The sequence below is a fragment of the Enterobacter sp. Ap-1006 genome (assembly GCF_011752835.1).
Classification (GTDB): Bacteria; Pseudomonadota; Gammaproteobacteria; order Enterobacterales; family Enterobacteriaceae; genus Cedecea.
On sequence record NZ_VWWU01000001.1, the window covers coordinates 1,070,231 to 1,085,034 of the forward strand.

The window sequence follows — 14,804 nt, forward strand, 5'->3', positions numbered from 1 at the left end:
AATATGGATAAGCACCCGGTTGGATTAGCGCAGCGCCTGTTAAGTTACCTCATCATCTGCCTGATTGCCGGGCAGCCGGTCTTTCCGGCGGTGGCGGCGACCATCAACCCGGTCACGCCGGGTACGCAGATGGATCAGGCCGGAAACGGCGTCCCGGTAGTTAACATCGCCACGCCCAACCAGGCGGGTATTTCCCATAACCAGTACCAGGACTATAACGTCGGAAAAGAGGGACTGATCCTTAACAACGCCACCGGGCAGATGACGCAAACTCAGCTCGGGGGGATTATTCAGAACAACCCTAACCTTCGGGCCGGCCAGGAAGCGACCGGCATCATCAATGAAGTCATCGGCGGCAATCGCTCACAGCTGCAGGGTTATACCGAAGTGGCGGGCAAGGCGGCCAACGTGATGGTCGCTAACCCCTACGGCATTACCTGTAACGGCTGTGGATTTATCAATACCCCCAATGCCACGCTGACCACGGGCAAACCTCAGTTTGATGCGGCAGGTAACCTGCTGGCGCTGGATGTCAGCAAAGGTACCATCACGGTCGAAGGCCAGGGCCTCGATGCCAGCAAAACCGATGCGCTGTCGATCATTGCCCGAGCAACGGAAGTCAACGCCGGTATTCACGCCAAAGATCTTAAGGTGACCGTGGGCGCCAACCGTGTTTCATCCACGGGCGCGGTCACGCCGATAGCCGGAGAAGGTGCCGCGCCCGTGGTTGCAGTGGATACCGGCGCGCTGGGCGGCATGTATGCCAATCGTATTCACCTTGTTTCCAGTGACAAAGGCGTGGGCGTCAACCTGGGGAACCTGAACGCGCGCCAGGGCGACATCACCCTGGATGCCAGCGGCAAGCTGGTGGTGAATAACAGCCTTGCAAGCGGGGATCTCTCGGCTCAGGCGGATAGCGTCGTGCTGAGCGGCGAGCATAAAAGTGGGGGCGCAACGCAGGTTAATAGCCGCTCTGACATCACCATCGCCAACGGTAAGTTAGCCAGCGACAGGGAAATCACGCTGAACGGCAGCGGAAAACTGACGCTGAACAACGGCCAGCTCACCGCAGGCAATGACATTGCTCTCAATGCCGGGGCGGTAAGCATGGACGCGGCCAGCGAGGCCAACGCGGGCGGCGCGATCCGGGCCAGCGCGGGGGCAGACATGGGCAATGCCGGGAAGCTGACGGCGGGGCGAGACATTGCTTTATCCGCAGGCCAGGTAAGCAACAGCGGCCAGATTACGGCCAACGGGGACCTGAACGCCAGAGCCAGCAGCCTCAACAACAGCGGGAACATACAGGCACAGCGTAATATCCAGCTCGACCTCGGTTCGTTCACACACAGCGGCCAGATGCTGGCCGGGGCAGGACTCACGGCCACGACCGGGGATGCCTGGATAGACGGCATGTTGAGCAGCGGCACCGACCAGGCGTGGACCAGTCGCAACACCTTCAATATTGGCCGGAATGGTCAACTGCTGAGCAGCGGCAATCTTGCGCTTGAGTCCGGAACGTTCAGTAATGCGGGGACGGTGAATGGTAAGCAGGCGGTCGCATTAAGCAGCCAGCAGTTTTACGGCCAACAGGGAAGCTCGCTGGCAAGCGGGGGCAACCTTGAGCTGGTTACGCAGCAGCTACAAAGCGCCGGGCAAATCACCTCGCAAAAAGATCTGACGTTCAAGGGCGGGCGATTTGAAACCCTTGCCGGCGGGCAATTGCAATCTGAAGGCAATATGCTGCTGCAGGCTAATAATAGCCTCACGCTGAGCGGTACGCAGGCCGCAAAAGGTGCGCTCGTGATTAACACCGGCACACTGACACACAGCGGAAGCACCAAAGGTAATACCGTTACGCTTGGCGCCCGTCAGATCGACACCAGCGGAAATATTCAGGCTGATGGCGCAATGTTGCTCACCGCAGACAATATTGTGCAACAGGCCGGTGGTGCCCTGCTGGCGCAAAACAACTTACAGCTTAATGCCCTGAACTTTACCAACCGGGGCTCGCTGGACAGCGATGCGCTGACGCTGGCCATCGTCGGGAATATCGACAACCAGACAAGCGGCAAAATCACCGCACGCAATGGACTGAACAGTACCTCCGATAGCTTTAACAACGCCGGGCAGGTAGCGGCCTCCGCGCTTGACGTCGCTGCGCAGACCGCCCTGACCAACACCGGCAGCATGCTGGCTGAGAAAAACCTGAATGCAACGGCGGCACAGCTAAAAAACACCGGCCAGCTTGAGGCGGCCTCCCTCGCGCTGCATGGCACCACGCTAGACAACGGCGGCCTGATTCAGGGCGGTCAGAATCTCACGTTAACGGCCGCGGACCTGGCTAACCGAAGCGGCGGCAAAATCATCAGCGGCAGCGGCCTGGCGCTCAGCATCCCGCAGCTCACCAATGCAGGCCTGATTTCCGTTCAGCAGGGGCTGGCCATTGATAGCCTGATGCTGGTTAACAGCGGGAATATTGAATCTCAGGCGATGACGCTGAAAGCGGGCCAGCAGGTAGACAACCAGGCCAGTGGAGCACTGCTGGCGAAAGATGCGCTCTCGCTCTCGGCTGGCAGCTTCAATAACGCCGGGAGCCTGCAGGGAAAAAATCTCGCTATCGGCGCGGGGCAATGGAATAACAGCGGGCTGACCCGCGGAAGCGAGAGCTTAACGGCCAGCGTTAGCGGGGATCTGAATAACGGCCCACAAGGGAAAATCATCGTCGGCCAGCCGGACGCTCAGGGCGTCATCGCCGGCGGTCAGTTTGATCTCAGCGCCGGGAGCGTGACCAACGAAGGCTGGCTGCAAAGCGGCGGCGGGGCGAACGTGACCGTTCAGGCCCTGGTGAACGCGGGGGTGATTTCCGCTAACCAGGGCGCAACCCTCGAAGGGCTGACGCTCGATAACCGGGGCCGCATTGAAGCGCAGGATCTTCAGCTAAAACTGCGTGACAAAGTGAATAACTTTGCCGGCGCCGTGCTGGTGGCAAAACGCAACCTGCAGCTTTCTGCTCCTGAGTTAGATAACGCCGGCCAGTTAATTGCCGACAGTACCGTTCTGGACGCACAAAACGTCACTAACACGGGCTTGCTGCAAGGGGATTCTGCGCTCAAAGCCACAGGCGATACCTTCAACAACGCCACGGGGGGCACCGTACTGGCTGAAAGGCAGCTGACACTTGCCGCTCGCCAGATGACCAATGCGGGAGAGATTCAGGCCGACAGCGCGACGCTCAATGCCGGCCAGATGACCAACAGCGGCAAGCTGCTTGGCTTGTCCATCCTCAACCTGACCGCGACAGATAGCCTTGTTAACACGGGTAAAATTCTCGGCAAGGACAAACTCGCCCTGACCAGCGGCAGCCTCGAAAACCAGGGCACGCTGGCGGCGGCCGACCTCAGCGTCGACAGCCAGCGTAACGTCAACAGCGGCCTGCTGCAGGGCGAAAAATCGCTGCATCTGGGTGCCACGGCGCTGAATAACCTCGCGCAGGGGAAAATTATCAGCGGCAGTGGTCTGACGCTGAACATTCCGACGCTGATTAACGCCGGGCTGATTTCGGTGGAACAAGGGCTGACGATCGGCGTGGCGATGCTGGATAACAGCGGTCACATTGAAGGCAGTGACCTGCAGGTGACTGCCCGCGAACGGGCGAATAACCTGGCGACAGGCGTTCTGCTGGCCGATAACGCCTTACAGTTGTCGACGCCCCTCTTCGATAATCAGGGGCAGGTTGTGAGCCGTCTTACGACGCTGGATGCCGCCCGGATGACGAACGGCGGTATCGTGCACGGTTCTGAGTCGCTGTCGCTGAGCGGTAAGACGGTGAGCAATGCCCGCGGGGCGGAAATGAGCGGTCAGGCCGGGGAATTGCGGGTTGAACAACTGGTGAATGCCGGGCTGATATCAGTCAGACAAGGGATGGCCATTGATGCCCTGGCCCTGCAAAACAGCGGTAATATTGAAGCCGGTGACCTTAGCCTCAGGCTTGCCCAAGAGCTGGATAACCAGTCCGGTGGCGTGCTCCTCGCCGACAACACGCTCTCGGTGATAACTCCTGAGGGCAGTAACGCCGGGAAACTGATTGCCAACAATACTACCCTGACGGTTGATGACCTGACCAATAATGGATTGCTCCAGGGTAACCAGAGTATTAGCTCTCGGGGCAAAACGCTGACTAACGGTGACACAGGCCAGCTATTAAGTGACGGAAGCATTGCCGTGAATGCTGGGCGTCTGGATAACGCCGGCCGACTGCAGGGGAGAACTATTTCGCTCACCGGTGGGCAAAACGGCGGGCAAAATACGGGGCAGATCCTTGGTCGCGACGCGCTGAATATTTTGTTTGGCGGGGCGTTCAACAATGGCGGTCGACTAATCGGTCAGAACACTCTCGGCCTGACGACCGGTCCACTCAGCAATACCGGCATTATCGCGGCCTCTGCCCTGAGTCTTGATACCGGGTCAGCCCAGGTCAACAACAGCGGTCTGATTCAGGCCGACGGCAAACTCACCTTCACCGCCGCTGCCCTGCAAAACGATAAAGGGGCAACGGTGGCCGGGGGCGATGACGTCACTTTGACCCTGCCGGTGTTAAATAATGCAGGCAGCATTTCTGCAGTCAAACACCTCCAGCTCAACGGGGGACGTTTAGATAACCTCGGCGCCATCGACGCCCAAAATCTGGATTTCAACCTGAGCGGGCAGTTAAACAATCTGGCCGGAGCCTCACTGCAGGCGGACAACCGGCTGGCAATGACCGCTGGCGGCTGGACTAACGCCGGACAGATTATCGGTGACAACGTCACCTTCTCTGCTATACAGGGGCAAAACGATGGCCTGCTGCAGGGCGACAGCAGTTTGAAGCTCAACGCCACTCAGTTTGGCAACGGCGCGGCAGGTAAAGTGCTGACCGGCGGCTGGCTCGATATGCAAGGCGACCAGCTGAGCAATCAGGGATTGCTGCAGGGGCAAACATTGACGCTGCAGGGCACAAATCTCAGCAATACGGGGTCGCTGTCCGGCAAAGACAGGCTGTCGATTAACACCGATAAATCGGTCACTAACGACGGGCAGATTCTGAGTCAGGGAGAGCTGCAGCTTTCCACCGGCCAGCTGGATAATAATGGCGTCCTGGCCGCGACCAGGGCCGGTGTTCAGGCTGACACGCTTCACAATCTTGGCACGCTCCAAAGCAATAGTACGCTGGATCTTCACAGTGCCGCCGTGACAAACAAAGGCACGCTGCTGGCTAAGCAGGGGCTGAATATCACCGGCACCAGCCTCGACAACGACGGTATCGTTCAGGGGGACACGCTCACACTTGCCTTGCAAAACGGGCTAACTAACCAGGCGACAGGGAAACTTCTGGCAACCGGTTCGTTGGATTACACCGGCGAGTCACTCACCAATAGCGGCACCGTGGCGGCGGATAACGCACGCCTGGCGGTCAACATTTTCAATAATGGCGGACTGGTGCAGGGCAATACCGGCCTTTCGCTTTCCGGTGCCGGTGAAACTCGCCCGCAGACCATGCGGCTGAGAAGTTTTGCTGCAGCTCAGCCTGTGGTCGTGCGCGTCCTGAACAACCTGAGCGGTGGGAAGCTATTAAGCGGCGGAAACCTTGCGTTGACCGCCGACAGCGTGGATAACGCCGGGGCAATACAGGGGCAGGCGCTGACACTGGCGGCGAACCGCTGGAATAATGACGGCTCGCTCATCGGCCTCCAGGCGATGGACCTTAACACCGGCTCGCTGGCTAACCACGGGCAGCTGGCGGCGGATAGCCTCGGCCTGAAAGCTGACAGCATTGGCAACAGCGGTTTGCTGCAGGGCACATCAGCCTTTACGCTGGAGACCAACAGACTCGAAAACCTCACCGGCGGGCAGATCCTTTCCGGCAGTTCTCTGGCGCTTAACCTGCCGGAGTTTACCAACGCAGGAACCGTTCAGGCCCGCGATAGCCTGCTTCTGAGTGCCGATGCCCTGGATAACCAGGGGCGACTGTCCGCCAGGGACGTAACGCTTAACATCGCCCGACAGCTCAATAACCAAAGCACCGGCAGGTTGCTGGCCTCCGGCGAGCTGAAGAGCCAAAGCGGTACCCTTGGCAACAGCGGGGTTGTCGCGGCCGACAAACTCGAACTCAGCAGCGGCCAGGTTGATAACCTGGGCGTGATTCAGGGGGAAAACGCGCTAGCGCTGCATACCCCGCAGCTTAACAACCTGGCGGGCGGGCAGCTGGTCAGCGGCAGCTCGGTTAATCTGACAATTCCGCAGATGGTCAACCTGGGCCTGATCTCGGTGAAAGATGCCCTGGTGCTTTCAGGGGCAAACCTGGACAACCAGGGCTCGCTGCAGGGCGGCAGCGTAGCGCTGAACTTTGCGAACAGTATTCTCAACCGCAGCGCGGCAAAAATTCTGGCAGAGAAAGATCTTTCTCTGCAAGCGGCGGACGTTAATAACCAGGGCACGCTGGCGGCAGACACCGTGGGGATCACCGCCAACGCATTGAATAACGCAGGCTTACTGCAGGGCAATACGGCGCTGAGACTGGCGTCTGCCACGCCAGCCACCCTGACGCTGACCAACCAGAAAGAGGGACAAATTCTTACCGGCGGGGCGCTCACGCTTGCGCTGCCTAAGCTCCTGAATCAGGGCGTAATATTTTCCAGTCAGGGGCTGAGCGTCAGTGCCGACACCCTGGAAAACCAGGGCACGCTTCAGGGACAAGATCTGACGCTGAATGCGGCTAACCATCTCGATAATCAGCAGGGCGCGCGCCTGGTTGCATTGCGAGGGTTAACGTTAACCGGCGGGCAACTGGACAACGCCGGGCAGCTGGCGGCCAGCAATGCCTCGCTGGCCGTATCGATTCTGAATAACTCGGGTGCGGTGCAGGGAGACAATGGCCTGACAGTTAACGGCGCTACGCTGACCAACCTGTCAGGCGGCAAAATGCTCACGGGCGGGCAGCTGGCGCTGAATGGCCAACAGATCAGCAATGCCGGCGTTATGCAGGGGCAGACCCTGGGCGTGAAAGCGACTGACTGGGACAATAGCGGCAGCGCGCTCGGTATCAACGGGCTGACGGCCCAGGTTGATAACCACCTGACCAACGGCGGGCGTTTGCTCAGCCAGGGCGTGAGCCAGATAACCGCCGGATCGTTAACCAACACCGGCGCAGTGTTGAGCGAGGGGGACTTAACGCTCAGCGGCGGCGCGCTGCTGAACCGCGGCAATATTCAGGGCAGCAATCTCACGGCCAACAACGGGGCGATAGACAACGCGGGTTCGGTGATTGGCCTGAAATCGCTGACCCTGCAGCCTCAGCAGGACATCAACAACCGGCTGGGCGGCGCCATGCAAACCCAGGGCGCGATGCTGGTGTCCGGGCAGAACGTCACCAACGGCGGCCTGTGGCAGGCGCAGTACCTGAAGCTGGACGCGCAGCAGTTGCAAAATAACGGCACGCTGCAAAGTACCGGTAACCTCGATCTGGCGCTGGCGTCCGGTCTGACGAATAGCGGTTCAATAACGGCCAATGACGCGGCGACCGTCACGGCGCCGGGGATGACAAACCAGGGGCAGATCCAGGCCAAAAATCTCACGCTCAGCGGCAACTCACTCAATAACGGCGGCACTATCAGCGGCGTTGATGGGCTGGGGATCTCGCTGGGCGGTAACCTCGATGTGCAAAGCGGCGCCAAACTACTGACCAACGGTTTGCTGTCGGTGGGCGCCAATATCATTACCAACCTGGGCCACGTCCAGGGCAACGCGGTGACGCTCAACGCCGCCGCACTGAGCAATCAGGGACGTATAGAAGCGAATTCTGCCCTCACCGGCACGCTGAGCGGCAGCCTGGATAACGGACAGAATGCGGTCCTGCTCAGCCAGGGCAGCCTGGATCTTGGGGCGCAGCAGCTAACCAACACCGGCACCGTTCAGGGGAACGGCAATACTCGCATCGACCTGCGCAACAGCGGTAGCAACCAGGGGCAGCTCCTGAGCGGCGGTCTGCTTACGCTCAATACGCCTGGGTTTACCAACGGCGGCTGGGTTCAGGGCTTCGCACTTACGCTTAATGCGGGCTCGCTCAACAACGGCGGAACGGTACTGGCACAGCAGCAGGGGACGATCGGCGGCAGCTATATCCTGAATAACGGCATGCTGCAGGGGGGCAATTTAACCGTTAACCCAGGGCAACTGGACAACAACGGCACCGTGTACGCGACGCAGAATCTGGGCATCACGGCCAGCCTGGTTAACAGCGCTGCCGGGGCGCGGCTGCTTAGCCAGGGCAATATGGGGATCAACGCCGGGAATACCAGCCTGCAGGGACAGGTGGCGGCGCTGGGCAACCTGTCGCTGAACAGTCAGGGCAGCTACAACCAGCTGACTACGCTGGCGGCTGGCAATACGCTGGCGGTCAGCAGTCAGGGCGATATTAACGTCAATGGCCTGCTGCAGGGCCAGGGCGTGCAACTCTCTGCCGCAGGCACGTTGAATAATAACGGGCAGGTTCGGGCGGGCTACGGCGAAAGCCACCTCAGTGCCGGTCAGCTGAACCTGAACGGTGCAGGCAGCGTGCAGGCGGGCGGGACGCTGCGCCTGACCAGCCAGAACGGTATCAACAACGCGGGCTTCGTCGGCACCGCCGGTGATTTAATTGCCAGCGCGGGCGGGACGCTGCTCAACAGCGCCCTGCTGTATGCGGGCAATAATATGAGCCTGCTGGCCAACAGCATCCGCAACTATCGCGGCGACATTCTGGCGGGCAACAGCCTGTGGATGCAGCGCGATGCGGCGGGCAACGCCAACGCGGAAGTGGTGAATACCTCGGGAAGTATTGAAACGCAGAATGGCGATATTTCTATTCGCACCTTGCATTTATTGAATGAGCGGGATGGGTTTACCTATTCCGAGAGCGTGCAGAATTATCCGGGGAGTGGTGAGTCTTATATTTACATTCGCGCTGGTGATATCGATCCTCGCAAGTTAGCTTATTACTATGGTGAAAAATGTACCGGAGGTAGTGAAAAAAACTCCGGTAAAACCTGCGTAGATACATTTTCTTTAAAATTAATGTATCCAGATCAAATTAAAAAACTGATAAGTGAGAAAACGGTAACGGCCACAGCGCAAGGGAGTGCCGCACGAATTTCATCCGGCAATAATTTTTATTTGTCGGCCAATCAATTAGAAAATAATGCAAGTAATCTTCTGGCAAGAAATAACATCCAAATTACTGGTGAAACACTGAGTAATAAATCTGCGATATCAGGTAAGACGTCAGTTTACCAGGTTTACAGCACACCTGTTGATCCGCTCTGTCAACAATATCCGGACAGGTGCAATAATGGATGGAATAGTATTCCTGTCGATGGAAGTATAGAGAGTGTTAAACGTGGTCTTCGAGGGGATTCTGCAAACACAATTTTCAAATACGCACTCCAGCCTGGGGTAATCACTGAAACATCCGAAGGGGATGTCACCTATCGGGCTGTGATTCAGGCCGGGGGCGCAGTTGTTGCCAATTTCAGCAACAATATCAGCAATACTTCCGTGACAGCGAATACGCCGGGCTATACACCTGGGCGCAGCGCGCCAGGGCTGAATTTAGCGACGGGGCCGGGCGTAAGCGCGGGCACGCAGGCCACGGGCCTAAACGCGGGCACCAGCAATAATGTGGCCGCTCCGCAGGCCGCCATTACGTTACCGGCAAACGGCAACACCGTCGGCCAGGCTGAAAACCTGACTGACCGGGCGGGCGGTAACACTGGCCTGGCGACCGTCGATCGTTCGCAGCAAAACATCGGGGATTACGGGCAGGCCGGAGGCAAGCTGGCGGCGATCAATTCTCAGGGGCTAAACCAGCAGAATGGCGGTTCCGGTTCAGCTATCGATCTGGCCGCCAATACAACGTCCCTTACCGAGGCCAATAATAACGGCGGCAAGCTCACCGCTATCTCTGATAATACCGTCGGGCTGGCAAACCAGCAGGCCGGGAATAAATCAGAGCTTGCCACCCGGGATAAGAATGGCGAGATAGTGGCGGTGACGACGAAAATTATCGAGCTCTCCAGCGGGGGGAAAACACCGCCGCCGCCAGGGTATGATTATCGTCCGATTGAACTGACGGATATTTCGGCGATTACCTCGAAGCTGACGGCCAGCGGGTCGCCAGTTAAGCTCAGCGATTATCCGCTGCCTGCCAGCGATAACGGCTATTTTGTCGCGAATAAAGATCCGAAAAGCCCGTATCTGATCGTCACCAACCCCAAGCTGGATAGTCTTGGACAGCTGGACAACAGCCTGTTCAATGATATCTACAAGCTTGCCGGGATGGCCGGACCAACCGCACCGCAGGAAACGCGTGCCACTTATACCGATACCAATAAATTCCTGGGCTCGGATTATTTCCTCGCTCGCCTGAACCTGCGCCCGGACTATGACTACCGCTTCCTCGGGGACGCGGCCTTTGATACCCGCTATGTCAGCAATCAGATCCTGAATCAGACCGGCAACCGTTACGTGAATGGCGTCGGCTCCGATCTGGAACAGATGCAGTACCTGATTGATCATGCCGCTCAGGCTCGGGACAAACTGGGTCTTAAGTTGGGCGTCAGCCTTTCCGCGGACCAGGTCGCGGCGCTGGATTCCAGCATCCTGTGGTGGGAGAACGCGGTAATCGACGGACAAAATGTCCTGGTCCCTAAACTGTATATCTCGCCGAAGGACGTCGCGGTGAATAACGGCAGCGTCATCGCCGGGAATCAGGTGATCCTCAACGCCGGCAATATTACCAACGACGGCAGCACGCTGCAGGGCAAAGCGCTGCTGAGCGCCAGCAGCCAGAACGCCATCAGCAATATTAACGGCGGGGCAATGAATTCCGCCGGTAACCTGCAGCTCAGCGCCCTGGGGGATATCAACAATATTGGCTCCACCATCGCCGGGCAGAAAGTCAGCCTCGAGAGCGTGGGCGGCAGCATCATTAACCAGACGCTGACCAGCCAGTGGGATACTGGCGGTAAGGCGAGCGGGCGTAACAATCCGGTACTGGCATTCACCAATACGGAAGTTGGCCCACTCGCTTCCATTACAGCCGCCGATGGCCTGAGCCTCAGCGCCGGCAAAGACATCCTCAATACCGGGGCCAACCTCAGTGCAGGTGGCGATATGCTGCTAAAGGCGCTGGATGACATCACTATTACGGGCAACCAGCTTGTGGATCGTAAGCAGGTCGGTAGTTATTTTGAAGAAAACAGTGGGTACAAGGGAAGTTCAATCACCAGCGGGGGAACGCTTAGCCTGCAGGCTGGTCGCGATATTGCTGTTAAGGCCAGTAACCTGTACTCCGAAAACAACGTCGGTTTACAGGCCGGGCGGGACGTTAACTTAGAGGCGGCGGAATCTACCCACCGCGACCAATACACCGCGAAGAAAAAGGTGGATATCAACGAGTCCGTGCGCCAGCAGGGCACGGAGATCGCCAGCGGCGGTAACACCACAATTATTGCCGGGCGCGATGTTAACACCGAGGCCGCGCAGGTGACGGCCCACGGGGATATCGGCGTGGGCGCAGGACGGGATATCAACCTGGCCACGGCCACCGAGAGCGACTACCACTACGACGAAGAAACCAAAACCAAAAAAGGTTTCCTCAGCAGCAAAACCACGCACACCATCAATGAAACCAGCTCGACCCACGAGGCCGGAACGCTGCTGAGCGGCGACAACGTGACGCTGAAAGCGGGCAACGACCTGCTGGTGAAAGGCTCCTCCGTGGTGGGCGACGGCAATGTGGTGCTGAACGCGGGCAATAACGTCGATATCGTGGCCGCGACGGAAACTGACACGGCCTGGCACTACAAGGAGACCAAAAAGAGCGGCCTGATGGGCACCGGCGGCATCGGCTTTACCATCGGCAGCAGCAAAAGTACCCACGATCTGCGCGAGCAGGGGACCACGCAAAGTCAAAGCGTCAGCACCGTAGGATCTACCGGCGGCAACGTCAGCGTCAATGCAGGCGGAACGGCGCATATTGGCGGCGCCGACCTGGTCGCAAGTAAGGATCTGTCGGTCGCTGGCGATAGCGTGCTCATTGAGCCGGGGCACGACAAACGTACCCGCGATGAGAAATTTGAGCAGAAGAGCACCGGGCTGACCGTGGCGCTGTCCGGGGCGGTAGGCGACGCTGTCAACAGCGCGGTAGAGACCGCGCAAACAACCAAAAATGAAAGTGACGGCAGACTGGCTGCCCTACAGGCAACGAAAACGGCGCTGGCCGGGGGCCAGGCGTATCTGAACGACCAGAAAGCGGGGGCAGACAAAGATCCTGACAACGGCATTCGGGTAAGCGTCTCCCTGACCACGCAAAAATCGAAATCTGAGCAGCACGCCGAGTCGGATGTGGTCAAAGGCTCGACTCTGACGGCCGGGAATGATCTGAGCATCACCGCCACCGGAAAAGGAAACAGTGCGGACAGCGGCAATATCCTGATTGGCGGCAGCCAGCTTAAAGCGGGCGGCGATACATCGCTTTCTGCGAGCCAGGATATTGTCCTGGGCGGGGCGGCCAATACGCAGCTGACGACCGGCAAAAACAGCAGCAGCGGCGGCGGGATTGGCGTTGGTTTCGGCGTGAACAGCGGTTCGGCGGGGCTCAGCGTCTTTGCCAACGTCAACGCCGCCAACGGTAAGGACAAAGGGAACGGCACCAGCTGGACGGAAACCACGCTCGACAGCGGCGGCGCGGTGTCGCTCACCAGCGGCCGGGACGCCATTCTGAACGGGGCCCAGGTCAACGGCGATAAAGTTGTCGCCGAAATTGGCCGGGACCTGCTGATCGGCAGCCAGCAGGACTCGAACAACTACGACAGCAAGCAAACCAGCATGGCCGCAGGGGGCAGCTACACCTGGGGCACCAACCCGGGCGCATCCGGTTCTGTCAGTCTCAGCCAGGACAAGATGAAGAGCACCTATGACTCGGTGCTGGAGCAAAGCGGTATTTTTGCCGGAAACGGCGGCTTTGACATTACCGTGGGCAACCATACCCAGCTTAACGGGGCGGTGATAGCCAGCCGGGCCGGGGCGGATAAAAACAGCCTCGATACCGGGACGCTGGGCTTCACTGATATCAGCAATAAAGCCGACTACAGCGTCAGCCATAGCGGAGTGAGCCTGTCCGGCGGGACTAATATATCTGCCGGATCAATGCTGGCCACTAACGGCCTCGCGAACGTTGGTACGCTGCTGGCCGGGATGAACGGGAAAGGCCACGCCGAAGGCACCACGCAATCCGCCGTGGCAGATGGTAGTATCACCGTGCGTGACAAGGCGAATCAGCAGCAGGACGTTGCCACGCTGAGCCGCGACACCGACCATGCCAACGGCAGTATCGGGCAGATCTTTAACAAAGAGGAAGAGCAAAAACGCCTGCAGACGGCGCAGCTGGTGGGTGAGATCGGCGGCCAGATGACCGGCGTGGTGGCCACCTATGGCGATCTGCAGGCGCTGGATGCCGTGCGTGCCAAAGATAGCAAATACGCCAGCATGAGCGCTGCAGAACTGCGTAATACGGAGGACTACCAGAAAGCCTTTGGCGACTACGGCATCGGCGGTAAATACCAGATGATGGCGCAGTCGGTGAGCGGCATTCTGGCGGGCGCCGCCGGGGGCGATTTCAATAAAGCCCTGGCGGGTGGCCTGAACCCGGTGATGGCGCAGGCTATTAAGGGCACCACTGAAGGCAATGAACCTGCCAATCTGATGGCGCATGCGGTCTGGGGCGCCCTGGCGGCCCAGCTCTCAGGCGGCAATGCGGCGGCAGGCGCGGCGGGGGCATTCAGCGGTGAGCTGGCGGCCAGGCATATCGCCGCAGAGATGTTCCCGAATACAAAACCTGGGGATTTGAATCAGGACCAAAAACAGCTCGTTAGCCTGCTGGGCACCATGGCGGCAGGGATCGCTGGCGGCGTGGTAGGGAACAGCACCGCAGCGGCGACTACCGGCGCTCAGGCCGGGAAGAATGCTGTTGAGAATAATTATTTAAGCAGCAAGCAGGTGGATGACTGGTCCGCTGAAATGAAATCCTGTCAGGCTTCTGGAGGGGACTGCGGCGGTATAATTAAGAAGTATGAAGAGTTAAGCATCGCGCAGCAGAAGCAGTTAATCAGCGACTGTGCCGCCAGTCCGGAAAGCTGTCAGCAAAAATACGGCGACGTGCTGACCGATAGTCTGGCAGTGAAGCAGGCGATAGATCGTGCGCTGGGTGAAGATATCCCGATCAAGATGGTCTACGATCTGACGGCGACCTTTGCGCAGCAACTGGAAGTGGAAGGTGTTGTTGCAACCACGCAAGTGTCGGAAGCACTCCAAAAGCAGTATGGTCTTGATGTTGTTCAGGCAAATACTATCGCGGCGGCAGCGGCTACGGCTTTTGGTGGCGTGAGCAAAGCAGGTAAAGGTAGCCCACTACCAACACCTATCGCAACTCCTGCAAAAAATGGTCTGAATTATCAATCCAACCCGAAACATACACCAGGACAACAAGGCTATAGTTTCAATGCCGGAACAGAACCCAAAAACTCTATAGATCTATTTGGAACATCCGTTGTTGGTGGAAAAAAACGATATTCAATTGATGCTGAAGGAAATGTTCATCAATTTACCAATACAAATGATGGGACATGGCACTGGTCTGGGAGCACAGGAGATAAAACTGTACCGTTAAAGAAAAGTGATGTTCCAAATAGTGTTAAAAAAGAATTCGGCTTGCCAGGAAAATGGAGGTAAAT

Annotated in this window: 1 protein-coding gene; it reads left to right on the forward strand. The window is 58.3% G+C overall.

Features of this window, described 5'->3' with window-relative positions; genetic code table 11:
• Positions 1 to 3 precede the first annotated feature (3 nt).
• A complete protein-coding gene (locus tag F3J28_RS05005; protein WP_166873341.1) occupies positions 4 to 14,802 on the forward strand; it encodes a hemagglutinin repeat-containing protein in 14,799 nt (4,932 codons plus the stop codon).
• Positions 14,803 to 14,804 lie beyond the last annotated feature (2 nt).

What these genes read in the sequence shown, in the direction of transcription:
- F3J28_RS05005 (WP_166873341.1), top strand. Translation starts at nt 4, where the DNA reads ATGGATAAGCACCCGGTTGGATTAGCGCAGCGCCTGTTAAGTTACCTC.